Annotated in this window: 25 protein-coding genes and 2 pseudogenes; 14 read left to right on the top strand and 13 right to left on the bottom strand. The window is 40.0% G+C overall.

What is annotated here, in order from left to right:
- Positions 1–111: 111 nt before the first annotated feature.
- Positions 112–329, top strand: a pseudogene (locus F993_RS20765) (hydrolase or metal-binding protein); the annotation flags it as partial.
- Positions 330–534: 205 nt separating this feature from the next.
- Complete coding sequence (locus F993_RS08055; RefSeq protein WP_032812733.1) at positions 535–1,875, top strand: hypothetical protein; 1,341 nt, start codon at positions 535–537, stop codon at positions 1,873–1,875.
- Between the two features lie 15 nt (positions 1,876–1,890).
- On the opposite strand, the gene F993_RS08060 is transcribed toward F993_RS08055, so the two are convergent.
- Complete coding sequence (locus F993_RS08060) at positions 1,891–2,922, bottom strand: helix-turn-helix transcriptional regulator (protein ID WP_004655009.1); 1,032 nt, start codon at positions 2,920–2,922, stop codon at positions 1,891–1,893.
- Positions 2,923–3,441: 519 nt separating this feature from the next.
- Between F993_RS08060 and F993_RS08065 the strand changes: the two genes are divergently transcribed.
- The 3 genes from F993_RS08065 to F993_RS20630 all read left to right on the top strand — a co-directional run bounded on the left by F993_RS08065 (position 3,442) and on the right by F993_RS20630 (position 6,096).
- Entirely contained in the window at positions 3,442–4,827 is a 1,386-nt protein-coding gene (locus tag F993_RS08065) for a hypothetical protein (protein WP_004655008.1), read from the top strand.
- 67 nt (positions 4,828–4,894) lie between these two features.
- Positions 4,895–5,503, top strand: coding sequence for a TetR/AcrR family transcriptional regulator (locus F993_RS08070; RefSeq protein WP_004655006.1), 609 nt, complete (start codon positions 4,895–4,897; stop codon positions 5,501–5,503).
- A gap of 404 nt (positions 5,504–5,907) precedes the next feature.
- Positions 5,908–6,096 carry a hypothetical protein gene (locus tag F993_RS20630; protein WP_212749786.1) on the top strand — a complete coding sequence of 63 codons (189 nt, stop codon included), beginning with the start codon at positions 5,908–5,910 and terminating at the stop codon, positions 6,094–6,096.
- A gap of 568 nt (positions 6,097–6,664) precedes the next feature.
- Here F993_RS20630 and F993_RS08075 read toward each other — a convergent pair.
- Together F993_RS08075 and F993_RS08080 are read right to left on the bottom strand one after the other, a co-directional pair.
- Complete coding sequence (locus tag F993_RS08075; RefSeq protein ID WP_004655001.1) at positions 6,665–7,270, bottom strand: nitroreductase family protein; 606 nt, start codon at positions 7,268–7,270, stop codon at positions 6,665–6,667.
- Positions 7,271–7,301: 31 nt separating this feature from the next.
- On the bottom strand, positions 7,302–8,087 hold the full coding sequence (locus F993_RS08080) for an SDR family NAD(P)-dependent oxidoreductase (protein WP_004654999.1): 786 nt from the start codon (positions 8,085–8,087) through the stop codon (positions 7,302–7,304).
- 106 nt (positions 8,088–8,193) lie between these two features.
- Here F993_RS08080 and F993_RS08085 point away from each other — a divergent pair, with 106 nt between their 5' ends.
- Positions 8,194–8,763, top strand: coding sequence for a TetR/AcrR family transcriptional regulator (locus F993_RS08085; RefSeq protein ID WP_004654997.1), 570 nt, complete (start codon positions 8,194–8,196; stop codon positions 8,761–8,763).
- Between the two features lies 1 nt (position 8,764).
- Positions 8,765–8,893, top strand: a complete 129-nt coding sequence (locus tag F993_RS20860; protein WP_157407272.1) for a YHYH domain-containing protein — start codon at positions 8,765–8,767, stop codon at positions 8,891–8,893.
- A 51-nt stretch (positions 8,894–8,944) separates the two neighbouring features.
- Here F993_RS20860 and chrA read toward each other — a convergent pair whose 3' ends face one another.
- Both chrA and F993_RS08095 read right to left on the bottom strand, forming a co-directional pair.
- Positions 8,945–10,297 (bottom strand): chromate efflux transporter, encoded by a 1,353-nt coding sequence (chrA, locus tag F993_RS08090; protein WP_004654995.1) that lies wholly within the window; start codon positions 10,295–10,297, stop codon positions 8,945–8,947.
- A gap of 2 nt (positions 10,298–10,299) precedes the next feature.
- The gene (locus tag F993_RS08095) at positions 10,300–11,220 is read right to left on the bottom strand and encodes a chromate resistance protein ChrB domain-containing protein (RefSeq protein ID WP_004654993.1); all 921 of its coding nucleotides are present in this window, start codon (positions 11,218–11,220) and stop codon (positions 10,300–10,302) included.
- Positions 11,221–11,489: 269 nt separating this feature from the next.
- On the opposite strand from F993_RS08095, the pseudogene F993_RS20400 reads away from it, so the two are divergent.
- Positions 11,490–11,651 (top strand): annotated as a pseudogene (locus F993_RS20400) (ABC transporter substrate-binding protein); the annotation flags it as partial.
- 243 nt (positions 11,652–11,894) lie between these two features.
- Here the strand turns inward: F993_RS20400 and tcuB are convergent.
- The 7 genes from tcuB to F993_RS08130 form a co-directional block, all read right to left on the bottom strand.
- Positions 11,895–13,025: a tricarballylate utilization 4Fe-4S protein TcuB gene (gene tcuB / locus F993_RS08100; RefSeq protein WP_004654992.1), complete on the bottom strand. Its 1,131-nt coding sequence runs from the start codon at positions 13,023–13,025 to the stop codon at positions 11,895–11,897.
- On the bottom strand, positions 13,009–14,421 hold the full coding sequence (gene tcuA / locus F993_RS08105) for an FAD-dependent tricarballylate dehydrogenase TcuA (protein ID WP_004654990.1): 1,413 nt from the start codon (positions 14,419–14,421) through the stop codon (positions 13,009–13,011). Before tcuA ends, tcuB begins: the two co-directional genes overlap by 17 nt.
- Positions 14,422–14,524: 103 nt before the next feature.
- Positions 14,525–15,454 (bottom strand): LysR family transcriptional regulator, encoded by a 930-nt coding sequence (locus tag F993_RS08110; RefSeq protein WP_004654989.1) that lies wholly within the window; start codon positions 15,452–15,454, stop codon positions 14,525–14,527.
- A gap of 130 nt (positions 15,455–15,584) precedes the next feature.
- On the bottom strand, positions 15,585–16,379 hold the full coding sequence (locus F993_RS08115; RefSeq protein ID WP_004654985.1) for a substrate-binding domain-containing protein: 795 nt from the start codon (positions 16,377–16,379) through the stop codon (positions 15,585–15,587).
- A gap of 88 nt (positions 16,380–16,467) precedes the next feature.
- Positions 16,468–17,778, bottom strand: coding sequence for an MFS transporter (gene tcuC / locus F993_RS08120; protein ID WP_004654982.1), 1,311 nt, complete (start codon positions 17,776–17,778; stop codon positions 16,468–16,470).
- Between the two features lie 278 nt (positions 17,779–18,056).
- Positions 18,057–18,986 carry a LysR family transcriptional regulator gene (locus F993_RS08125; RefSeq protein WP_004654981.1) on the bottom strand — a complete coding sequence of 310 codons (930 nt, stop codon included), beginning with the start codon at positions 18,984–18,986 and terminating at the stop codon, positions 18,057–18,059.
- A 368-nt stretch (positions 18,987–19,354) separates the two neighbouring features.
- Entirely contained in the window at positions 19,355–19,810 is a 456-nt protein-coding gene (locus F993_RS08130) for a winged helix-turn-helix transcriptional regulator (RefSeq protein ID WP_004654979.1), read from the bottom strand.
- 163 nt (positions 19,811–19,973) lie between these two features.
- Here F993_RS08130 and F993_RS08135 point away from each other — a divergent pair, with 163 nt between their 5' ends.
- The 4 genes from F993_RS08135 to F993_RS08150 all read left to right on the top strand — a co-directional run bounded on the left by F993_RS08135 (position 19,974) and on the right by F993_RS08150 (position 23,105).
- Entirely contained in the window at positions 19,974–20,840 is an 867-nt protein-coding gene (locus tag F993_RS08135; protein WP_004654977.1) for a metal-dependent hydrolase, read from the top strand.
- A gap of 129 nt (positions 20,841–20,969) precedes the next feature.
- Entirely contained in the window at positions 20,970–21,650 is a 681-nt protein-coding gene (locus F993_RS08140; protein WP_004654976.1) for a glutathione S-transferase family protein, read from the top strand.
- Positions 21,647–22,414: an SDR family NAD(P)-dependent oxidoreductase gene (locus F993_RS08145; RefSeq protein WP_004654974.1), complete on the top strand. Its 768-nt coding sequence runs from the start codon at positions 21,647–21,649 to the stop codon at positions 22,412–22,414. The genes F993_RS08140 and F993_RS08145 overlap by 4 nt, the downstream gene beginning before the upstream one ends.
- A gap of 1 nt (position 22,415) precedes the next feature.
- On the top strand, positions 22,416–23,105 hold the full coding sequence (locus tag F993_RS08150) for an SDR family NAD(P)-dependent oxidoreductase (protein WP_004654973.1): 690 nt from the start codon (positions 22,416–22,418) through the stop codon (positions 23,103–23,105).
- Between the two features lie 12 nt (positions 23,106–23,117).
- Here F993_RS08150 and pdxR read toward each other — a convergent pair whose 3' ends face one another.
- Positions 23,118–24,623, bottom strand: coding sequence for a MocR-like pyridoxine biosynthesis transcription factor PdxR (gene pdxR / locus F993_RS08155; protein WP_004654971.1), 1,506 nt, complete (start codon positions 24,621–24,623; stop codon positions 23,118–23,120).
- A gap of 38 nt (positions 24,624–24,661) precedes the next feature.
- Between pdxR and F993_RS08160 the strand changes: the two genes are divergently transcribed.
- Together F993_RS08160 and F993_RS08165 are read left to right on the top strand one after the other, a co-directional pair.
- Positions 24,662–25,441, top strand: coding sequence for an aldolase (locus F993_RS08160; protein ID WP_004654969.1), 780 nt, complete (start codon positions 24,662–24,664; stop codon positions 25,439–25,441).
- Between the two features lie 5 nt (positions 25,442–25,446).
- Positions 25,447–26,328 (top strand): dihydrodipicolinate synthase family protein, encoded by an 882-nt coding sequence (locus F993_RS08165; protein WP_004654966.1) that lies wholly within the window; start codon positions 25,447–25,449, stop codon positions 26,326–26,328.
- Positions 26,329–26,331 lie beyond the last annotated feature (3 nt).

Here is a 26,331-nt window from a genome sequence, read left to right as displayed (position 1 = left end):
TCTCTATCTCTATCTCTATCTCTATCTCTATCTCTATCTCTATCTCTATCTCTATCTCTATCTCTATCTTATTTTTATCGCCATGCATCCATTTTGCATAATCTTTAATCATCTCCCAAACAAATAGATGAGTAGAGCAAAGCCATAGGGTTTTATTAGGAAGCTTTTGATCATGTAGCTCGACAAGGCTATGGCAATGCCAGCTTTGAGATGGGAGAAAGGGGCTGGATATTGTTGAAGAGTTTTACACAGATGAATCAAAATCAAATTCGCATCAACAAATCTCTGATTTAACTCATGTGCAACATATTCAAAAAGGATTGCATTAGTTGGTTCACGCTTTGAAATTGAGAGATGAAAATGGCGTGTAATCGTTCTTAAATAACACTTAATTTTAAAAAAATTAATCCAAAAAGATTATTTTGTCGCTAAATGCGACCTTTTACCTGCAAAATGTCAGCTACAACCTCTTATCTTCAAAAAAAGATTATTTATAGTGAAGGACATGCCAATAATGAAATGTTAGGAGGACATATGTATAAGGCATTTAATTTTATCGCAAGCCTTTGTTTAATTACGGTTGGTCTATCAGCATGTGGAGATAACTCTAATGATGACATGGTAACTATCACGCCACCAGTTGAAACCAGTGATTGTTTTTGGCAGGGGCCCTATGTAAGAGAAAATCCAGCTACGAACTTTGCCTTTCCAGACACTGGCAGTACCTATTGGAGTGCAAAATATACCTTACCAGAAGGGGCTGTACTTAGATTAAAAGGTGATTTCCCTTATGCTCGATATATGTCAATTAATAGTTATAAATCCGATACATCCCCAGCAGATGCGATTAGTGATAGCAGTATTATTCCAGATGCAAACGGAATAAATCCTTTTGTTGATGGCAATGTCAGAAATAACCCAAATCGCTCATATACGTTAAATATTGCTGCGGGTGAGGCTGTACAAGGCCGACCAGCTAATACCATGTATGATTATGCAAAAGATGGCGCTGCAGCAGTATTGTTATATCGTGTGTATGTGCCAAATAAAGGTAAGAATCAACTTGGTGGAGTTAAATTACCAAAAGTAGAACTTACAACAAGACAAGGACAAGTCTTAACAGGACAAGAAGCATGTAAAGCATTAAATAGTGAAAATAAAATACTGAGTATCCCTGTTATTCCAGCAGAGACTTATGCTAAAGCTCGACAAAATAATCCGGCTAAAGAAATTCCTGTGTGGCGGGCAAGTTATACAAGTGCCTTTACACTTCAATGTGAGTTCTATGGAATATGCGATACCAATCCTGTTCGTAGTGTGGCTTACTATGCAAATTTAGACAATCAGTATATATCCACTTTCTTGGATCGTAGTATCAAGCCCATTGTTGTGATTCGAGGAAAAATTCCTAAAGTGCCAAAAACATGGGATGGGGAAGATCTTTTGGATAGTAAGAACGCACAGCTTCGTTACTGGTCAATATGTCAAAATGAATACTACTCACAGAAAGTGACAGATTGTTTATTCGATGAAAATACGTCGATTAATCCTGATGGGAAATACACAATTGTGACTGGTTTAGAGAGTGACCGTCCAAGTAATGCAACAAAAGAGTGTGGTGTTGACTTCTTAAAATGGCCTGAAAATGGAGATGGGTTCTCACTTGCTGAGGGACGTCAAGATAATAAAAATGACGCAAGGATTATTATCCGTAATATGTTGCCTGCAAGCAATTTCCAAAATGCGATTCAAAATACCAAAACTCCTGGTGATGAAAGTGCTGTAATGGGCGAATACTTGCCACAAGCTCGCTACTATACAAAAGCCGAGTTCGAAGCTTTAGGGTGTAATGCTTACCAAAAGTTAAACTTCTAGAGATAGAAGGATATATTACAAGACGGGATTTAAAAATCTCGTCTTGTATTCTTTTGGAGTCATACCAAACCAAGTCTGGAAAGCTTTTAGGAACTGACTTTTAGCTTTATAACCTAGTAGTGTACTCATGTGTTGAGAAGTAAATTGCTGAGTCTTTAGATATTCAATTACTCTTTTTTTTCTTTCTTCCAAAAGAATTTCATTAAAGCTCGTATCTTCATCCTTCAATCTTCTTTGAAGTGTCTTGACACTAAGATTCATGGACATGGCTATATGTTTAATATTAGGCGTAAGCACACCCAGTGTCGTACACAGAATTAAACTGATTTTTTCCTTGTAGGAAACTTCAGGAAACTGATTTTCTATAGAGTTTATAAAAGGGTTGATAAATATGGATACATTCATAGCAGTATAAGCAGTCGCATTGTAAATGAGTTTATTATCCTGTTTTTCAAATAGTGGATATCCTCTAAAGGTTTTGAGATAGATATTTAAATTGACAGGTTGAGGTTTGTGTTGGAACTCAATTTGATGAGGCCAATATTTTTGCAATTTGGCTATAAGTCTCGCTACGCCGAACATGGCGCCTTCAATTTGATGATAACTAAAGATTTCAGGTAAATTGGGCTTAAATATAAGACTGATTTTATCTTGATTTTCTTGCAACTCAATTGAGACAACTTCTGTCAATATTTTGAAATAGTGTACGACTAAACGGATAATAAAAATAAAAGGTAAGCTAATGTTCCTATTCAAAATTGGCCCGAGTGAGATACTCATAATTTTATATAATGGTGACTGTGTAACGTCCCCACTTGCGATAACTTCTAGGCCTAAATTGGGCTCATTGGCTAAAGTGGCCATTTTATTTATTTCATTGCTTACTATCTCTAGTGGAATACGATCACCAGGAAAACTGTCCAGTGAGGCCCATTCTTTTGAAATTGATTCGAATAGCTCATGCTTGCCACTTTTAATTGTCCATAAATAGAATCCTTTTCTATTATTTGAAACGACGTACTTATGAACACTAAATCCTTTTTTCATATTTAGAATATGTATTTGTGAAAGTAATAGATTATCTATTAATCAATACAAAAAACAGATCCCAATAAAAATAATTTAAATTAAATAAAAATAATTTATATCAATGACTTATTTGATTTTAATATTTGGCTTAGCATTCGGGTTGATGAGTAGAGCAGCAACGTTTTATAGGGATGTTTTTTTATCATCATAGTGTGAAAGGACCTACAAAATAAGCTTTAAGTGGAGGTTAGAAATAGGGATGGATTATATTTGAGAATTTTTATAAGGATAAATTCGGCTCTTAATCCAGAGGTATCTTGGCAAAGTCAGTGATTGATGGGTTTTCATAATCTCAACAAAGAAGCAGAGCAACCACTGAAAATGAGAACTTACTAAAATTCTGAATTCCTTTTAAATTCCAGTTTTTCTTAAAAAAATGCTTTTTTCATAATGATTGACCTTTGTATATTTTTTAATTAACATCAATTAGTCCATTTGGATTAATTTCTGAATTTAAGGAAAAAGAGGAAATAAGGGATGATTTTAAAAACAAAAAAATTGAATATACTGCTGTTCACGGTGATGAGTGGCTTTGCCTTATCAGCATGTAATGATAATTCAGATGGTTCGAAAACTGTGGTTGAGAATCCGAAAGCAGAATTAACAGATTGTATGTGGCAAGATTCAGCAACAAGCCAAGATGGAACAGGAGGGGCCAATCCAATGAATTATGCCTTTCCTGACTCTAATGTAACTTATTGGTCAAGTGAGTTTACGGTACCTGAAGGAGCAAAAATCTTAATTGAAGGTGACTATCCATATGCCCGTCATACTTCACTTGTCAGTTATACATCCAAAGGTGAGCGTGTTAACTCTTTGCTAGATGCCCAGATTAAGCCAAATGCTGGATCGGTTAATCCTTTTATTCCGGGTAATAATCGTCTCAGTAAGGATCGTGGATATAAAGCAGAACTGGTTTTAGGTGATCTGCCTGCCACTCCTCAAGAAAATACTTTGTATGCCCCAAAAACAGATACAAATGACGTTGCATTGATTTATCGTATATATGTTCCAAATAAAGGCTTTAATGCCAAAGCAGGGGTGTCATTCCCACGATTTAAGGTGCAGTTAGCCAATGGTGAAACAAAAACAGGATCTGAGGTATGTAACGTCTTAAAGGTCAAGAAAAAAGCCTTGGATAAAGTTTTATCGGTGCCACTTGAAACCTCATTGGCTTTGTACAATAAACAACCTTATGTCGGTTTCCCAGCCCAGCAAGTACCAACATGGTATACGGCGTATAATGGCCCTGCAAATATTAGTTGTATCTATAAATACAAGATTGATCAATGTGAGGGCTTTAAAACTGAGCGCAAGGTAAATCAATGGGCAACACCTGACAATGAATATACCTATTCGGTGATTAGCCGAAAATTAGGTAAGGTTGTTGTACTTAAAGGTAAGCTTCCTCAAATTGCTCCTACTACTAATAATGAACCTATTCTGGCTAAAGGTGATCTGCGCTATCTATCTATTTGTACCAATGAGTTGATCAGCACAGCTACAAACTTCTGTATATATGATGAGCAGATTAAACATAAGGATAAAGATGGGTATTACACCATTGTTGTATCCAGACCAGAAGATCGACCTGCAAATGCAAAAGATGAATGTGGTATTTCTTACCTGCCATTGAGTGAGCGTGGCGATGGCTACACCGGGGCTGATGCTGAAGAGAAGGGTCATACTGATTTAGGCTTCCTTATCATGAGAAACCTTCTACCTTATCCTCACTTTGATCAAGCAATTCAGAATACAAAAGTTTGGGGGGATGAAAAGTCTATTATGGGTGATTATTTACCAGACATAACCTATACTTCAAAAGAAGATGTTGAAGCATTAGGCTGTCAAACTCTAAATTAAACAGTGAGCAAGTTAGAAGCCAGTTATAGGATTGGCTTCTAACTTTAATTTTTTATGTGTTGTAAATATGAACTCAACTAAACTTAAGTTAATTAAAGCAGCTATCCAACTCTATTCTGAAAATAATATCGAGAGTCTGTCTGTACAAAAAATTAATGAAATGGCAAAAGTTTCTAATAAATCTGCACTGTACTATCACTTTAAATCAAAGTCTGGTCTTGTTGAGGCTGCACTTGATCATATTCTTGACTCTTATGTTCATGAAGTTGAATACCTTATTCAACAAATTGATGAGGATACTGTACAAGTTAGCGAGGTTATCGATGCTTTAATGACGCCAATGATTAAAATGCTTTTAGAAGAAAATGGTGTCATGAAATTAAAGTTCTTTTCAAAAGTGATTAGTGCTGGCGATGAAGGACGTATTTGGGTATCCAAAAAGGTAGGACCTGCTTCAATTATTGCTGTAGATCTGATTTGTAAGGCCTTACCACAAGCCAATCCAGACGAAATTTCCTTAAAAATCTTATTCACTTTTAATACGCTTATCAATATTGTCAGTGATGTTGGGATCGAGAATTTCTGGCCGACAAAAATCAAAGATCGCAAAGAAATAGGGAAATATTTGAAGAACTTTATTGAAGGTGGGTTGATCCATAGCTTACATCAAAAATAGATTGCTAAAATTAAGATAATTTAAAGTAAATTAAACCGTCTAAGGAAAATGGACTGATATTGAGTTAAAAGAGAGCTTTGGGTCATTTTCCTTGAGCTATAACTTGTCACAGCCAGTTCATCAATAACTTTAAATAGCACTTATATATGAGCTATTGTCACGCTTACGATTACAACTCACTCTAAGAGGGAAAAGCACTACACAAATTTTAGTACAGTTTAAGGCTCATCACTGTATTGTAATTGCAATGCCTATGCACAATTTTAATATCACTGCAAAATGAAAAGATTATATGGATAATATTTTAATAGCTCGGGAAACTTTTCGATACACTGAAAATGGTTCCATTGGCTTGATGACGGATGACCAAGATCTTTCTATTACAATCCAGTGGGGGCATCTATGTGGAAAATGAACGTTATACTCACCTAGAATTTAGCCAAATGTATTTAAGAGAGATGTTTACTAATATTATGGGTTTTGACAACTTCTATATCGCTAGAGCTCAGGGAACTGCACTTTGTCCAGAAAGTGATGTGTTAACGGAAGGGTTTGAACGTATTGATTCTCAGCTGGTTAATTTCTGCCAATAATCAATAATGATGCCATTACTTCGGCAAAACATATTAACGAGCAAAGCAAAGCGGCAGGTTTTTATCAGAAAGCTTAAGATTATGTATCACGACAGGGGGGGAATGTTCACTTTATGATAGAATTGATATTGTTGAGTAGCTCTATATAGATGAAAGAAGATCAGAGCATAATTGAGGCACCCTCGACTTTCCCCATGTTCAGGATACTCAGAAAGCCAAAGGGACAAGATTGGGTGAATTTGAGTTTTGTAAAAATAAAATTGAAATAAAACAGTTGGTTATTGATTTTATTCAACAGACGCCATTTCCACCAAAATATGATTCTGGATTGTTCTGTCTGGTAAAAAACTCCTTTAATTTCAATATTTAAAGGGGTTTTTGTTTATCTGTTTGTCCACTATGATCTGACTTAATTTTTGCTTTTTAAGGCGCAGAATTGGAAATTTTGCCTTTTAGTATGTATATCTTGAAGAAGGAATAAACCCAAATCCACTAGAATTTGAGTTTATTGACAATACCATCTGATCAATCTGCAGACAGAGTGATATCTAAAGATCATTAAAACAGACTAGAAGGAATCAATCGTAATGAGGTTGTCATAAGGCAATTTTCCAACTCTTGGGTAAGGTTGCGATGCTGATTTTCCCACAGCAATCATTAAACACACTACATGATCTTCAGGTAAGTTAATGAGCTTTGCCATTGCATCAAAGTCAAAACCATCCATAGGGCAACTGTCTAAATCATGTTCTTGAGCAAGTAACATCAATGTTTGAGCAAAAATACCAGCACTACGCATGACTTCGTCACGTTGGGTTTGCGGGCGGTCACGATAATATTGGTCAATTGCGCCAACCATAATATTTTGAACTTCTGGAGAAGCCCCATCCCATACATGCTTTGCATCAACTTCCCAAGTACTGACTTTTGCACATAAAACAATTAATAATGATGATTCTGTAACTTGTGGCTGATCCCAGGCAATTGCTCTTATCTGCTTTCTTAATTCAACATTCTCAACCAACACAGGTCGCCAGTGCTGAAGGTTAAAGGCACTCGGCGCATTTTCCATAACACTGCTTAATAAGTTCTTTTTATCTGTATCCGAGATTTTGAAGTCTGGGTCAAAGCGTTTAATAGCACGGCGTTGTTGAATTGCATCGATTACATTCATACATGATATCCTTGAATCTTTTTTGGAAAAATTATTGGGATTGATAGCGAAGTGCGACTTCGCTTGAGGAAAAATTAGGTAAAAGTTTTAAACGTGAATCTTGATAAGTTTTCCACAATTTTTCATCTTTTAAAACAGGGATTGTTATTGTTTCGCGTTGATCAAAGCCAATCAACGCTGCATCCACAAGTTGATCAACATCCATCATTGGAGGCATTTGACTGATATCTGCACCTGAACGTTCCCATATTGCGGTTTTTGTCGCAGAGGGGAGCACAGCCTGAATATAAACATTGGTTTCTTTGAGTTCCAAGCTGAGGCTTTGACTAAAAAATTCAACAAATGATTTACTTGCACCGTAGACAGTCAGACCAAACTCTGGGGCAAGACCAACCACTGATCCAAGATTAATAATAGCACCCGTGTTTTGAGGGATTAATCTTTGTAGAATTGCGTGAGATAAGCGGACTAACGCTGAGATATTTAAAGAAATCAGTTTCTCAATTTGTTCTAAATCCTGTTCTAAAAACTGACCACTAACGCTAATTCCTGCGTTATTGACCAGTAGATTAATTTGAGGATCAGATTTGAGTCGGTTTTCAATTGATATTACATCTTCATTTTTAGATAAATCGACGGTCATCACTTCAACTTGGACGCCATATTGTTGTTGGATTTTTTGCGCGATTTGTTCTAATCGGCTTTGATCTCTTGCTACTAGAATTAAATCATATCCTCGTTTTGCCAAACGATCTGCATAGACTGCACCAATACCTGAAGAGGCGCCTGTCACCAGTGCTTTAGGATGTATACTCATTATGATATCTCTTTAGATTATGGTTATAATCTAAACCTGTATTTTTTTGATGTCAATCATAATCAATGTATAATTGAATTATTGCTATCCATGTTGAGCATTGCCAATGAAAGTGACCAAGACTCAGGTTAAAGAAAATCGTGAGAAGATTGTGACTAAGGCGACTGAGCTATTTAAAAGCAAAGGTTATGATGGTATTGGAATTGCTGAATTGATGTCCAGCGCAGGTTTCACGCATGGCGGTTTTTATAAGCATTTCAGTTCTAAACTAGACCTGATTCAAATTAGTGTAAAAAATGGTGTTGAACAAGTTTTAAAACAAATTGATGGGCTAAGCTTGAAACAATTTATTCAACTATATGTTTCTAAGCAGCATCGAGATCATGCTGATCAGGGCTGTACTTTGGCCGCTTTATCCTGTGATGCGGCAAGGCAACCTGAGCAAGTCAAACAAGAGTTTGAAAGTGGTATCGAACATTTACTACAATTTATTATGGCTGGACTTGCTAAACATTCTACAGATGAAAATGCTGAGCTCCGGAAAAAAGCGATTGGTATCTTATCTACGTCGGTTGGGGCAGTAATATTGTCTCGGGCATGTCCAGATAATGCGAGTTTGTCAGATGAAATATTGCTAAACTGTGAAGAGGAATTAATAAAATTTATAGCTGAATAATATGAAAAAACTAATATTTGTATGTTTAATGGGGCTTGCGGTAACCAATGCTTTTGCTCATTCAGGTGGTACTGATTCTTCAGGCTGCCATACAAATAGCAAGACAGGGGATCGTCATTGCCACGAATAAAGTAAAAAGGAAGCTTGGCTTCCTTTTTTAATAAACGCTGAAACACCGAGCTTAGGCACCTATATACAAAATCAAGCCACAGAATGCTGAAGCAAAAATCACATACATGACTTTAACTTCAAAATGGAATAAGGCAATGAATGCTGCGATTGCAATGCATGCAGCTTCATAGTTGAAGGGATGATTGAATCCATTCGGCCATAAAACGTGATAGCTGAAGAAAAGTGCGAGATTTAAAATTACACCCACTACAGCAGCAGTGATTGCTGTTAATGGTGCAGTGAATTTTAACTCATTATGAGTTGATTCAATCACTGGAGCGCCAGCGAGAATAAATATGAAAGAAAAAAGGAAGGTAAACCAAGTAACAATGACGGCACCTAATGCACCAGCTAAAAATGTATGATCACTTCCTAATAATGCATGATTGAAGCCACCTAGAAATCCGACAAAGGCAACCACCATAATCAGTGGGCCGGGTGTACTTTCACCTAGTGCTAAACCATCGATCATTTGTGTTGGACTCAACCAACCATAAAAATTTACAGCACCTTGATATACATAAGGTAATACTGCATAAGCTCCACCAAATGTTAACAGTGCAGCTTTGGTAAAGAACCAAGCCATTTGTGTATAGGCATGATCCCATCCCAAGGTAAGAGTTAAACCTATAATGGGTGTAAACCATAAAATTGCACCGATAAATAATATTTTTCCTAAGTGCTTCCAACTAAATATGGCATGTTTTGGGGGTGGGGTATCATCATCGATCAATGCAGGACCAAAATCTTTTTTACCTTGCTGATGTGAACCTCCACCCGTAAAGAAGTCTGGATATTTTTTACTTGCCAAGTATCCAATGATCGCAGCGCTTAAAACGATTAAGGGGAAAGGAAGGTTAAAGAAAAAGATAGCAATGAATGCAAGTGCAGCGATTGCCCATAAGAACTTATTTTTTAATGATCGGCTGCCAATTCGATATGTTGCATGAAAGACAATAGCAACAACAGCAGGTTTGATGCCATAAAAGAGTCCAGCAATGATAGGCACATCACCAAACTTTACATAGACCCATGAGAGTGCGATCAGGATAAATAACGAGGGTAAAACGAATAAGACCCCTGCGACGATACCACCTATAGTCCTGTGCATTAACCAACCGATATAGGTTGCTAATTGTTGTGCTTCAGGTCCAGGCAATAACATGCAGTAGTTGAGAGCATGTAAAAAACGTTTTTCAGAGATCCATCGTTTTTGTTCAACCAGTTCTTGGTGCATGACAGCAATTTGTCCTGCTGGTCCACCAAAACTAATAAACCCCAATTTAAGCCAGAATAGAAATGCTTGCCAAAATGAAACTGACTGTATCTCTTGTTCTGGTTGTATAACAAGTTCTTGTTCCATGATTATTCTCTTGATAGGTTGGCATATAAGCCATCAAAAATGTGATTCGATAATGCAAATAGTTGATCATCATCATTTATCTGACTTCGAATACCTTGAATAACTTTTTCAATACCGATTGCTTCAGGAGGCTCAATTCCCCCTACATCTAGGTAATGAACAATTTCAGCGATTCTCTTTAATGCAGGTGTTTCTAAATTAAAACTATGTAAAAGAACTTCGAAAGTCACCCAGTGATTAATGTGGCTGAACGTTGCTCCATCAAAATCGAATCCTAATGCTGCTTTTGGGCAGTCACTTGGTGTTTCTAACCAAACGAATGTGGGTGAAGTATCAATAAAAGTCTTGATTAGCCATGCAGAGGCTAGACGATCAATCCAAGGTCTTTTACGAGTTGCCCAAGTTCTGTTTTGATAATTACCTTTATCAAGAGTTTGAATATGAGCTTGTATTGCTTGAGGTTCATTCACTTCACCGAGACGTGCAATTGAAAGTTCTAAAGAGGAAAGCTCATTTAAAACTTGTGCTTGAGTTTCATCTGGGTAATAGTCAATTTCTACCAATGCATCGATGCTTTTTCTTAATTTCCGGATTTGCTTAAGCAGCTCTTTCTTTTCATCTTTAGTCTGTCGATCCCTTAACTCAGAGAGTTGTTTATAGAGAGCGTCGTATTCTTCTTTTCGATTGAAGAAAGGAGCTAATTCAAGATTTATAGGTAGCTCTGCATGAAAGATATAAGCAGTTCCTTGTTCTGTAATGACATCATTAGCAATAGGTTCAAACTTTGCATTATGGGAAATAGGGAGCAAATACACACCATCTCTTAGAATTGCTGCACCGCTTGCTTTGAGAGATCGCCACACTCTCATACGAGTGGTTGTATTCTGTGTCGGCAGTGAGGATATGAGTAAGGATATTTTCATGTAATATACTCAACTTATTTGTTTAATATGTTACACATAAAAACTTAAGACATATATATAAAGAATAGATTTCTAATTTTAAAAAATGATTAAGCCAAGTCATTTTTTTGGGTGTTGTGAAAACAACACTGATTTAAAAAATCATGCAATATAAACAATAACTTGATTACTATTTTTATTAAGATTTTGAAAATTATAAATAATTAATTTTTGTATAAAAGCTGCTGAATACAAGTGATATAAAATTGGAAATATCCTGAGAAATACCTATGTCACTTGTTGTTGATAAAAAAGAAAATTCTAAAGAATTTGTAAACAGTACTTTATCTGAAATCTAGGTCACTCAATGTCCAGTCCCCACAGCAACAGGGATCTCGCTAAAACGCGGGACACTGATTGAAAAGTTTGAGCAGTATAGTATTGATGTTGCTGAGACAAGACTACATCATAAAAAGAATGTTGCGGTGTAGCGTGTTAAATTTTATATTCTAAGTGCTAGAATTAAAGAGGGTATGGGTGTTCCCTCTAAAGCTTTATTTATAACTAGCATGATTAACGTAGCCAAATTAGACCTATAAAACCAGCGATTTTTTAAAAATTGTGTCTTGGTCGTATGAGTATGTTGCATTGAATATAAGGAGTTTATACTCACCTTATATTCAATTCATGCTGATTTATGAGTTTGTCTTTCTCTCTTCAATTGCAAATTTCAATAACGAGGCACTGCGATAAAAACCATGTGCGAATTTTCCAAATGGCATGGTAATAAAGAAGGTCATAACCGTGGCTAAATGGAAAATCAGTAAAAGTGCCATGTAAGGCGTATCACGCAATGCCATGAGTGCTAGCCCTGAAGCGCTAACGATAACTAGAAGGAAGATAAAGCCTCGATCTACAGGTTTTTGCTCAAGGTCACCATGTAATGGGTGGCGTTTAAGATTTAAATAGAGCAAACCAGAAGGCCCAATGACTAAGCCAATTCCACCCAAAGTACCTAAAATAACAGGCAAGCTAAAAAAAGCATAAGGTGCATGTAGGTCAAGGAAATAGTGATATAAAGTCGCTACACCTGTGGCAGCAAAACAAAGCATAAAGCCATAAAAAGTTAGGTGATGGAACACACGGCGGATGTGTGTGTAACGGTCATCTTGCTCATTACAGCCTTTGCCATGTCCACCATCTAAATATTTAAGCGTTAATACATTTTGGGTGGCTTGAACTAGGTCGGGTTTCTCAACTTTGCCATGAATAACTTTAGAGGTCTGTCGCCAGAATTTGCTAATTCCGATGCCGAGCAGAACGATCGAAATGGTAAAGGTCGCTCCAAACAGTAGCGCTAGAAAGTTATGTGGGAAAATCGCATAGAAATTACCTTGATAGCCTGCAAACAGGTCAGTGCCTTTGTACCATACCACAGCTAACATGCATAAAAAGAAAATGAGTGTTAACGCCGAGACAAAAGGAATACCTACAGATTTATAAAGTCGACCTAAAGGTTGAGGCGTCGCAAATTCTTGATAAGTTTCTAAACGAACTTGCGCCATCGCTTTTGGAATATTTACACCAAACTCGTGTGGTGGGGCATATTGGCAAGCATGTAAGCAGGCACCACAGTTATGGCACAGATTCGCGAGGTAATGAATGTCGGCTTGATTAAACTCAAGGCGTTTGGTCATAGCTGCAAAAACAGCACAAAATGACTCACAGTAACGACAAGCATTACAAATCTGTAGGGCTCTTTGAACTTCCTGCTCATGGTCAGAGAGCTGTACAACTGGAATGAGGGTTTTAGTACGAGCATTCATGTTCAAATCCTTTTGAAAGTGCATAGTGGGCTGCATTTTTTCCGGCAATGCGTCCAAAGGTTGTGCCGATCGACATGCCAACGCCTGCGGTATAACCCTGTCCGAGTACGTTACCTGCCATCATTTCACCTGCGACAAACAGGTTGCGGCTTGGCTTATTGTTAAAACGTACCGCAGCATCATCTTCGACTTTTAAGCCTAAATAGGTAAAGGTAATGCCGGGTTTAAGCGCATAGGCATAGAAGGGTGGCTGATCGAGAGGAACGGCCCAATGGGTCTTGTTGGGAACAATATTTTCGGTGCTGCAGTCATCTAAAACCGTGTGGTTAAAGGTGCCTTGCACACAGGCTTGATTAAATTCTTCTACGGTGTGGCATAAGGTTTTTGCATCCAGCCCGATTTTTTCAGCTAACTCTTGAATGCTATTTGCTTTTACACCAGCAAATACAGGTGGCATAAAGCGACCAATGGCTTTTGAGTCAATAATGGAATAGGCAATTTGCTGGGGTTGTTTAGCAACAAGACGTCCCCAAATTGCATAACGTTTTGGCCAAAAGTCTTCGCCTTCATCGTAAAAACGTTCGGCTTTGTTGTTGACCACAATCCCCAATGAAACGCAGTCAATACGAGTGCAGATGCCGCCATCATATAACGGTGCTCTTGCATCTACAGCGACGCAATGCGATTGCGATGGGTCACCAATAATATCGGCACCTTGATCTATCATAAATTTGAGTAAGTTGCCTTGATTAAAGCGGGTTCCGCGAATAATGAAATTATCGGCAGGCCATTCGCCGTTTTCATTTTGTCCCCATGCTTCTCTTAACCATTCCAGATTTGACTCAAAACCACCTGCGGCCAGTACACAGCTTTTTGCTTTAAATACACGTCCATCCTCAGCAACTGCGGCTTCAAAATGTCTTTGGTCTAACTTTAGATCTTTAATTTTTGTGTTGTATAAAATCTCAATGCCAAGTTCTTGGGCACTTCGGTAATACGCATTAATGAGGGCTTTACCACCCCCCATAAAAAAGGCATTGGTACGTGCAACGTGTAAAGCACCCGATAGTGGTGGCTGAAAATTCACGCCATGTTTACGCATCCAATCACGACAGGTCGCCGTGCTACGAATCACCAGACGAGCTAAGTGTTCATTGGTTTTGCCAGCGGTGACTTTCAGTAAGTCTTGCCAATATTCTTCTTCGGGGTAGGCATCGACCAATACATCTTGAGGCGCATCATGCATGCAGCGAAGGTTACGAGTGTGCTGTGAGTTACCACCACGCCATTCTTTAGGTGCTGCTTCTATGACAAGCACAGAAGCGCCACTTTCTTTTGCTGTGAGTGCGGCACACAGTGCGGCATTCCCACCCCCAATTACAATCACATCATGCATGGATTTCTCCCTTTCTCAGCTAAGGCTAATGTAGCTTTAAAAGGGAAGATGAAGTGAGAGGCTAAGCTTGAATGGGTATTTAGTAAAAATAAAGACTAAAGGCTTAAGTATTTATGATTTCCGCACCAGGCCAACGTTTTTCATTTATTAGGTTGCTCACACAGGCACGAATCACCACTTTCGTGGCTAAGGCGGCAGGCGAGAGCTCTTCTTCAGAGAGACTAATCAAATAGTTAATGCGTTCAATAGCAGGTTCTACAATGCGCAATAAACATAAGTCTTGCCGTGAGTTTAATGAGGCACCCGCAGGCTGAATGGTCGCCATTTCCAGTTGGCTAATGCTTTGCATTAACAAATGCAGTCCATCAATTTCATAGGCCACTTTAAGTTGATGAATTTTCTGTTCGAGCAACAAGCGCAGTCCATGTCGTTGACTTGGTAAAATCAGGGGGAGTTGTTTAAGCTGTGAATGAATAATGGTCTGAGTGTCGATACAGCTTTCAAGCTGGTACCGACTCAGCACTTCTTTAGGTGAGATTAAAAACATCTGCTCTTTGACTAAAGGCTGTATGGCCCACTGCGGGTCGACATCATCACTAAAGATGATGGCGACATCGAGCTGTCTGGCATTGACCAAGGCTTTGAGGTCACCCGATAAGCCTTCAATCAAACGGACTTTAATGTCGGGGTAACGGTTTCGCATCAGTTTTAAAAAGTGTGTCCCCATAACCGCTGCGACACTTGGCGAAAAACCCACGGTGACATGACCGCTTAAACGCGAAGAGTGTGCAGAATCTACAGCATGGTCCAAGTGTCTCAGTGCCAGTTGCACTTGTTGAAAAAAAGCTAAACCCGCAGGGGTGGGAACCGTACCCAAAGCAGTACGTTGTAACAGGCGAATAGAAAGCTCACTTTCTAATTTTGAGATTTGCTGACTTAATGCAGAAGTTCCAATATCGAGATTTTTTGCAGCTTTACCCAAGCTTCCTGACTCGATCACCGCAATAAAATACTTGAGTTGTTTGAGTTCCACGGCAAATACTACATTGTCCTTTATGGATGAATTCTACACTGCTTTATCGCTATAGATTTTGTTCTATTGAACTGAGTACCCCAAAAAGCGTAAAGGCAACATCAGCTCAAGACGCTGCCTGTTAGCGCTTTTATTGTTTGACCTGCTCAAGACCCTGTTGTTCAATAATTTGTGTGGCTTGTGGTGATTTCACAAATTTAATGAGCTCTTTTGCGACTTTTTCATGTTCAGAGTTTTTACCAATGCCCGCCGCAAACACAGTGACTTTTTGATAAGGCGCAGGAATTGGGCCGACTAAATCAACTTGACCATATTGGCCAGTAAAAGGTTTGATTTCACTGATTTGCTGGAACCCAATATCAAACTGTCCTTCAGCAATACGTTTGGCAACGCGATCACCGACCACTTTTTCTGCTTTACCAGCAATCACTTTGTACTCGACAGGTGGGAAGCTTGGGAAAACATCTTTTTCAAGATGGGTGCCGCTTGCACTTGCTGAATAGCCGATATGCTTAGCATTGAGTAAAACTTTTTCAAATTTTTCAGCAGAGCTAATATCTGGCTTTGGGGCGCCTTTAGGCACAGCCATTCCAATGCTTGAATTGACTAAAGCACGTTGTGAATCTGGGTCTACATACCCCTTTTCTGCGAGCTTATTGAGTTCAGGAGCCGCCAACACCACCACATCAAAACGTTCACCGCGATCGAGTCGATTGGGAATTGCGGTTGGCGACGCACCCATGGATGAACCAGACGAAAGATGTACGGTATGGCCTGTCTGCTTTTCAAATATTGGAATGAGTTTTTCCATAGATGAATAGAAACCGCCTGAGCTAATCACTTCGAGGGTATCTGCGTGAGTAAGCGTTGAGCCTAAGCCTGCACCAGCCAGACAAATGGTCATCAAGATAGGGGACGTTTTCATAGTGCCTCACTTTAAGTACAAACAAGAAAAGTACGGAGATTCATGGGCTGCCGTACCGTTCATTAAAATTTCAGGTTAAGTCGTTGTTTTAAGCGCTAACCTTGGCTGGTTCAGCAATTGAATCCGTATTTTTCTGTTGAGAACCACGGCATAAATACAAGCTTGAGACTAAGCTACATACCGCAGCGAGCATCAGCCAGAACGCAGGGGTACTTGCGTTACCTGTGTTTTCGACTAGGAAGGTACAGGCCATTGGGGTCATGCCACCAAAAATCGCGGCTGCAAGGCTGAATGCCAAAGAGAAGCCAACGGTACGAACACGTTTTGGCATCACTTCGGCAAGTGTTGCGACCATGGTGCCGTTGTACATACCAAAGAAGAACGAGAAGTAAGCAAGCGTAATCAGTAGGTTTGAGAAACTGATGTCACTGACCAACCAGCTCAAAACTGGATAAGTGGTCAAGATGGCAAGGGAAGTAATGCCGACGAGAACTGGACGACGACCAATTTTGTCTGAAAGCAAGCCCCCCATAGGTAACCAGAAGAAATTTGATAATCCCACAAATACGGTAGCTAACAGGCTATCTGTTACCGACATTTCTAAAGTACGTTTTGCATAGACCGTGGTGTAAACGGTAATGAAATAGAACGTGGTTGTGGTCATGGCACTCATCATCATACCTGCCAGTACGATGCGCCAGTTGCTCGCAAGCGTGCTGAAAATTTCTTTTGAAGAGGGATGAGTTTTTTGTGCTTTAAAGTCCTCCGTTTCCTCTAAAGTACGGCGGAATAAGAAGATTAGAGGAATAATCAAGCAACCAATCAGGAATGGAATACGCCAACCCCATTCGCCAACCTGAGCGTGAGTTAAGACGGTATTTAGCCAATAACCCAGTAATGCTGCGAATACAACCGCAATTTGTTGGCTACCAGACTGCCAGCTGGTAATAAATCCACGGTTTTTATCGGTTGCGATTTCAGCCAGATAAATTGATACACCGCCTGATTCCACACCTGCCGAGAAACCTTGTAACAGACGCCCAATGACCACCAAAATTGGTGCAATAATACCAATAGTTTCATAACCTGGTACGAAAGTAATCAGAATGGTGCCAATGGCCATCAGACTTAAAGTCACAATAAGACCTTTACGTCGTCCCACTCTATCGACATAAGCGCCCAAGAAAATAGCGCCAAGAGGTCGCATTAGAAAACCCGCAGCAAACACGGTAAATGTCATCATTAAAGAGACATATTCGTTCTCAGAGTGGAAAAACTTTGCTGCAATATAAGTAGCGTAGAAGCCAAAAAGAAAAAAATCATATTGTTCTAAAAAATTGCCACTGGTTACATTTAATATTTTTTTAAAAGTAGCTGTGCGATTATTTGCGACATCCATTAAAGACCTCCTTGGCCTGACAAAATGGAAACGTTCACAATTTTCAATTTTGGGATATAAATTGATCTACCCCATAGACCCTAATATTAAATGGGTGAGAGATGAGATATTGAACTATCCTTTGTAGAAAATGTGCTGCCTTGTTTCCAGTTCAAACTACACGTCAATATTCTGATAAACAGAAATCTACTTATCATTCGAAAAGAAATGTAATCCTAAAAAGGGAAAAGGAGTGAGAGGGCGAAATTAATGAGGTATTTAATAAAATTAATGACCCTTTATAAAATAATCTCTGAACATGGCCAAATTTGATTTTGGATCAACTCTTTGACACAAGCTTTGATTGCGGCTTTGGCGGCGAGTGCAGCAGGTGATAATTCTTCTTCAGCAAGGCTGACCAAGTAATTGATTCGTTCTACTTCAGGATCAATCAATTTTAGTAATTTTATCTTGTGCTTATACTCTTGTAGGCAGGCGCTTCCAGGACGAATACTTGCGAGGTCAAGGTGAATAAGACTATCCATAAGCAAATGTAAGCCATCAATTTCATAGACGACATTGAGCTGTCCAATCTTGTGCTCAAGGAATTTTCTTAAACTGTGACGCTGACGTGGCAGTACCAATGGAATGTTACCAATTTGTTGGGATTTGATGATGCCGTTAGTAATGCATTCAGAAAGGCCATATTTTTCGAATACTTCTTTACGCGCCATTAAATACATTTGCTCACGTACCAACGGTTGTATTGACCATTGTTTATCAACTTCATTGGTAAAAATTATGGCGATATCAAGTTGGCGCGAATTAATCGACTGAATTAAGTTTCCTGAAAGTGTTTCCACAATTTCCAAACGAATGTCTGGATAACGTTCAGACATTAACTTCATCAAAGGTATACCAATCAAAGCAGTAATAGTCGGTGGAAAACCTAAACTAACATGGCCTGAAAGTCGGGCTGAATGAGCAGCGTCCACAGCAAAGTTTATTTGACGCAAAATAAGTTGAGAGTGCTTTAGAAATGCAAGACCAGCAGGAGTAGGCGTGACCCCAAAGGCATTACGCTGTAATAGGCGAATACTTAATTCCTGTTCGAGCTTACTCATTTGTTGGCTAATTGCAGAAGCACCGACATCAAGTTTCTGAGCTGCTTTACCTATGCTGCCGGCTTCAACCACAGCCAGAAAATACTTTATTTGCTTGATTTCCATTAGAATGTATTCTTTTCTTCCTATGCCTTAGATGGTGCTATAAAGCAAATTAATCAATACAGTAGATGTTATCAGTGTTGCTCGAAAAATGTTGAAGTGGTGTTGAAAATTTTCTACAGACTTTAACCGAAATATTAAGCAGGTTTCGGTTAAATTTTTTTCTTTGAAGTAAAATGAATAGGATAAATTTATTTTAAGACAATAATTTTTAATTTTGTTCTAATAATAGACCTATTGTGAATTTAAATATATTTTTAGCTGTGCAATATATTCATAATGTTTTGGATATATTTAGCTTGCTTTAAATAGTATCAGAGTACAACCTATATATTTATAGGATACTAAGAGCAAACTAGCTTAGCATCAGGTTACTCCTCACCCGCCACATAAACCGGCGACATCTGTCTCGCATCAAGAGGCTGCTTACAACAATCACAAGTTAGGCTTGGGCTGGTCACATGTCCACAGCTTTTATGCAGATAACGCAGCTCAGGAAATTGCTTATTTTCATTCTGCCAGATATTGCCCCACGTACTCATGGTGACAATAATCGGGTACAGCGCTAAACCCTTTTCAGTCAGCTTATATTCATAACGTTTTGGTGCTTCGTGATAAAGCACTTTCTCAAAAATCTTGTGTTCCACCAAACGGTTAATACGCTCAGTGAGCAAATGACGGGTGATGCCCAACTGCTTTTGAAAATCATCAAAACGACGGGTTTTCATAAAAGCATTACGAATAATCAACAGAGTCCAACGGTCGCCAAAAATCGACAAAGTCCGTGCAATTGGACAATTCATTTCACCGAGTTCATGCCATTTCATCGCAATACCATCTATATGTCTTTACAGGAAGCAGGCTGTCATTTTAGGACAACTTGAACGATTAAGATATCCGCTTTATTGACAACTTATCAAGCCAGCTATATTTTTTAATTAAGTTCTTTTTTAGAACTTAATATTTTGAGATCTATTCTTGAGGTGATTTATGTCTGCGTCAGCGTTAAAAGAAAAATCAAAGCAAAAGATACCTGCATCATTTCCAGTCCGCCGTATGGATTATGAATTTCAGGATATGCCCAAATACTGGTGTAATGATGAGCCCAGTTTTACCCATTATTTCACGGGACTGTCCACCCTATTTCCAGAAGGAGAGTCATACTTCGTCCGTTCTGTCAGAGCTTTACGGGACCAAGTCAAAAGCAACCCACAACTGGATCGTGATATTGGCGCATTTATTGGTCAGGAAGCCATGCATTCCAAAGAGCACCATGCTTTTCATGTCAGTGCACAACAATATGGACTAGACCCTGAATCACTGGAAAAAGTCACAGGCATCATCCTTAAAGCGATTGAACGAACTTTTCCAAAAAAGTGGAATCTCTTGGTGACAGTTGGCTTAGAACATTACACCGCGGTACTGGTGGTGGAGATGATGAAAAACGTCAATGAATTAATGACTGATAGCACCATTCGCAATTTATGGTTATGGCACAGTGTCGAAGAAACCGAACACAAGGCAGTTGCTTATGACATGTATGAATATCTCTATGGCAAAGGACTCGATGCTTATATCCCACGGGTTGCGATTTTTAGCTTGAGTTTGGTCCTCATCACAAGCTTCTCAAATGTTTACCAAGTGGTGTTGATGTCCAGAGATAAGCAATTACTGAATTTAAAATCGTGGGCTAAATTTGCAGGCTTTACCGTGCAGGCCTATCGAAAACTGGTACCACAATTTTTCTCTTATTATCGTCGTGACTTTCATCCCAATGATACCGATGAATCTGACATCGTGGCAAAAACCAAAATCAAAATTGATTTGTCTCCAGAGCAGTCGACTTTTGTGCATTAATACATTGTAGAAAAAATCATCTGCACAGATGCATCGCCAAAGGGATAAATATCTGTAAGATAAGTGCAGTGAGCGCCAAGCTGCTCGCTCATCGCCGAGATGAATTTAATAAGAAATGGGTAAATAACAATGAGTACAGTGGTCTTACATCAATGGGAAATTTCACCGTTCTGCAAAAAAGTTGCGCGGATGTTGCAGTTTAAAGGCATTCCATTTGAAACCGTGAATTATAACGGGGTATTGGGGGCCAAAGTCCCAATGCTGAGTAAAGTCGGTAAAGTTCCTGTGTTGGATATCAATGGACAACGTATTCAGGACAGTACTCGCATTGCCCGTTATCTGGATGAAGCATATCCAGATTTGCCACTTTTATATCCTGTAGATCCACTACAAAAAGCTTATGTCGAATTGTGGGAAGACTGGTCTGACGAGTTGTTATATTTCTATGAAGTGTATTTTCGGGTCAGTGATGCCGATGCCTTGAATCATGCGGTAGCGATTAGTGCGGAAGGTCGTCCTAAGCATGAGGTTGTACTAATGAAACCTTTGCTCAAAGCCGCGTTGAATCTGCAAGTGAAGATGCAAGGTACAGGGCGGATGGCAAAGGTTGATATCGAAGCAGAATTTACACGGCACTTAGAACGCATTGAATTGGTATTAGGTCAAACGGGGTGGTTGGTCGGCGAAGCCAAAACCATTGCGGATATTGCAGTCGGTTCTCAACTGTTAGAAGTGGTACGTACCAGTAAAATCTGGGGACCAAAAATTAACAGCTATCCGCATATACAGCATTGGATACAACAATTATGAATCAGGTCAATCAAGATCCGACCCAGCCAACAGGTATTGTGGTGGTGATTGGTGTTGGGGCAGAACAAGGCATTGGTGCAGCGGTGTGTCGCCGTTTTGCCCATGAGCAATTTAAAGTCTATGTGGTGGGGCGAACATCCAATAAAGTTGAAAAGGTGGCTGCAACAATTAATGCCCAAGGTGGGCAGGCTATTGCCTATGCACTGGATGCTGAAAATGAGCAGCAGCTGCAGACCTTGTTTGAGCATTTAAATGACCAGCCAGAAGCATTGGCCGCCGTGATCCATAATGTGGGTGGTAATATTCCTTCGATCTTTTTACAGAGCAGCCTAAAGTTCTTCAGCCAAATGTGGCGTTCGACATTTTTATCTGCGGTATTGGTGGCGCAGCATAGTTTGGCGATTTTTCAAAAACAGCGGCAGGGCACCTTGATTTTTACCGGTGCCAGTGCCTCATTACGCGGGAAACCTTTTTTTGCTGCATTTACGATGGGCAAGTCTGCGTTGAGAAGCTATGCCTTAAATTTGGCAGCGTTGTATCGCCCTCAAAATATCCATGTGGCGCATGTGGTGGTGGATGGCATGGTCGATGGTGATCGTGTCAATAAAGCCTTATGGGGTTTGGGTCGGTTGGCAAGGCTAACCCGTGGCACAGGTGGTTTAAATATTGAGGCAATTGCCGAAAACTATTGGATGCTCTATCAGCAAAATGTTGATTTATGGACGCATGAACTGGATTTACGTCCTTATCAGGAGAAATTCTAAGATGGCTAAGTTGTTACCACAATGGTTTAAATCCAAACAAAAAAACAAGGGCTGTATTGTGATTGTGGGCAATGATGTCCAGCAGCTCAGCCAACTTTTTGTTGGGCAAGTTCATTGCGATGCTATGCCAGTTTATCAACTGCAGCATGATCCGATACAAACACAGCCACAGATCGAAGCTCAAGCGGAAGGGCTGATTGCTGTTCGCCTGAATTTGCTTGATGCTACTGCAGTTAAAAGCGTTATACAGCAGATTCAGAAAGCAGGGCATTTTGTCGATTTATGCATTTTTCAGCCTGACTTTGTGTTGCCTGAAAATAGCCAGCCGTTGTCTGCTGAACAGCTTGAGAACTATTGGCAAAATACGGGCTTAACCGCGGTGAGTATTGCCCAAGCCGTGATTCGGCAGATGCTGTCTAAACAGCATGGGACTTTGATTTTTTTAGGTACTCAGCAGCCCGTCGAATCGGAGCGAGATTTATTTAGTCAAAGCCTATCTGCCAGTATTCGAGCTTTAGCACAGTCCTTAGCCAGAGAGTTCCACCCCAAGGGCATTCATGTAGTCTATTGTGCGCTGTCACATTGGCAAAGTGCCAACCATGCGTTGATGCAATCGCTGCAACAGACCTGTTGGCACTTATATCAACAACCTAAATCGACATGGAGTCAGGAGTTACGCTTAGGATTATAAAATCACGCGTATTCAATCTTTGTGCTGAAATGCATCATGGAGCAAGTGGATGATGTTTGAAATTTCAGTTTCATTAATGGCGGCATACCCAAAACGGATATGAAAATGGTCATTGGATTGCTGACTTTGCTCGGCAAAATGCGCTTCAGCATCAATATGCAATTGATTCAGTAGCTCGGCATATTCAGCACGATAAGGAAATTTAAATTTGACCCATAGCGCCATTCCTCCTAACGGAGGATTGATGTCTACTCGATCGTTAAATACCGCTTGGAATTGGTTCAGGGCAAAGTCACGCCGTTGTTGATAAACCTTGCGCATCTTACGGATATGCCGTTTGATTTCTCCCTGTTGCATCAGTTCCGCCATCGCCAGTTCAGTGATGATATTGCCTTGTTTATCGATTAATAAAATATCCTGATTCATGGCATGGATGATGTCTCGATTGGCGACCACATAACCAATTCTTAGGCTTGGGGCAAAGACCTTGGACAGCGAACCAATATGAATCACCTTTTCCGCATGCGGTAAACTGATCAGCGGTGGAATTGGGCGACTGTCATAATGAAATTCGTGATCATAGTCATCTTCAATAATATAAAAATCAAACGCTTTCGACAGTTCCAATAGCTTTAGGCGTCGATCCATGGCCATGGTCACAGTGCTGGGATATTGATGATGCGGCGTGGTGTAGACTGCAGCCACAGCATGCTTTTCTAATATTTCTTCCAGATGCTGAATATCAAGACCGTGCTGATCCAACCGAACCCGAACGATGTGATAATGATGCGATAAAAAGGTTTCAATCGCAGGTGGGTAAGACCATTGCTCCACCACAATCACCTTGCGGGGTGAGGGGTGTTTGGCCAAGACACGAGCGGCTAAAAAAATCCCCATTTGGCTGCCGCGAACCACACAGATATTGTCGACGCTGGTTTTAATAAAGCGTTCCATCGACAGCATTTGCAGCAATGCCTGACGTAACTCAATACTGCCTTGTGGATCGCCATAACCCATGATTTGAGAACGGGTCACTTGAATCAGGGCATGTCGATAGGCACGGGAGAATAACTCATAAGGGATCAGACGGGTATCTGGAATGCCATCATTTTTGATGGGTACTGGACTGCTTGTACTGGGTAAAGCATCGGGTTCTAGCACCGCTTTGATCTTTTTATGTTTTAACTCAGGCAGGTTCTCCGCCACAAAGGTGCCTTGACGTGGTTTTGAGATGAGCCAGCCTTGTGCTTCTAAATCCTCATAAACCGACTGTACGGTTTTACGGTTAATCCTTAATTCATCGGCAAGCGAGCGCGAGCCAGATAGGCGCGAACCTGAACTGAGCCGTCCAGACAGAATTTCTTCAATAATCTGATTGGCTAGCTTGAGAAAGATGGTTTTTTCTTCTCGATCTTCAAGATGAAGACGAATCTTCCATGGTTGCTGCATGCTGATCTGGACCATATAAGTTTTAAAAACTGGATATTTTAACTCATCCACTGACTTCGTATTCTGCATCTGTCCCATCCACAAATCAACCGTAGCGAGGTGGTCTTATGCAAACCGCATTACTCAGCAAACAGCAATTGATGCAAACTGCGCAGCAGAATATGAATTTGATCCAAGAGGTCAATTACAGTGATCGACAGAAGTTAGCTTTGACCTGTCGTATTTTATTTGATCATGGTCATGATGCAGGCTTGGCAGGGCAAATTACCTGTCGTGCCGAGCAAGAAAATACCTTTATCACGCAACGTTTTGGTTTGGGTTTTGACGAAATTACTGCTGCCAATTTATTGTTGGTGGATCAAGACCTTAAACCTTTAGATCAGCAAGGCATGGCCAATCCAGCCAATCGTTTTCATACTTGGATTTATCAGCAACATCCAGAAGTGAATTGCATTATTCACACTCATCCCACTCATATTGCAGCCTTGTCAATGCTACGTGTGCCACTGGCCATCTCGCAAATGGATACCTGTGCCTTGTATGAGGATTGCTCCTTTGTCGGTGAATGGCCGGGAGTGCCAGTTGGTAATGAAGAAGGCATTTTTATTTCCGAAGCTTTGGGAAAAAATCGGGCGGTGTTGCTGTCTCATCATGGTCAATTGGTGGCCGGCAAGACGATTGAAGAAGCCTGTAATTTGGCACTGCTGATTGAACGTGCTGCACGTTTGCAATTATTAGCCATGTCGGCTGGGCAGATTCAACCGATTCCGCATGAACTGGCAAAAGAAGCGCATGACTGGCTGTCTACCGATAAGCGCAACAAAGTCAATTTTGCCTATTACGCACGTAAGGCGTTGAAAAACCATCAAGATTGTATCGAGGAGTAAACCACATGAAAATTGAAGGCATTATTGCTTATCCCGTTACGCCATTTAAAGCGGACAGCCAACAGCTTGACCTAGAGGCATTGGCAATCAGCCTAAATGCATTGCTTGAATCACAGTGTGATGCGATTGCACCTTTAGGCAGTGCAGGGGAAAGTGCCTATTTAACTTGGCAAGAATGGCAGCAGGTGGCGCAAACCACAATTGCAGTGGTGAATCAGCGTGTTCCCGTAATTGTTGGAATTTCTGAATTGACCACCGCAATGGCGATTCAAAAAGCCAAGAAAGCAGAGGAATTGGGTGCAGATGTGATTATGGTGATTCCAGTCTCTTACTGGAAACTCACTGATCAGGAAATCTATGATTATTATCATCAGATTGCAGCATCGGTAAAGTTACCGATCATGGTCTATAACAATCCTGCCACCAGCGGTATTGATATGTCACCTGAGTTGATCGTGAAAATGTTTAATGAGATCGACAATATTTGTATGGTCAAAGACAGCACTGGTGATATTCAGCGTATGCATAAGTTTCATGCATTGAGCCGAGGAAAGTTGCCATTTTATAACGGTTCCAATCCATTGGCGCTAGAAGCTTTTTGTGCAGGGGCAACAGGTTGGTGTACTGCTGCACCGAATTTACTCGGTGATCTGCCAAAGCAATTATATCAAGCGATTCAACAAGGTGATCTGACAAAAGCGCAGGCGATATTTTATCAGCAATTACCTGTGCTGAGCTTTATTGTCAAAGGTGGCTTACCGAAAACAGTAAAATCGGGACTCAACTTATTGGGCTTCTCGGTTGGTTCGCCAAGATCGCCTTTGCAAGCTGCGACAGGGGCTGAAATTGAGCAGTTAAAAGGCTTGATACACGCGGCTGTAAAATAACTA

The organism is Acinetobacter proteolyticus (assembly GCF_000367945.1).
In the GTDB taxonomy this organism is placed as follows: domain Bacteria; phylum Pseudomonadota; class Gammaproteobacteria; order Pseudomonadales; family Moraxellaceae; genus Acinetobacter; species Acinetobacter proteolyticus.
The sequence above is the reverse complement of the archived record's forward strand: the minus strand, read 5'-3'. Positions and strand labels throughout refer to the sequence as shown.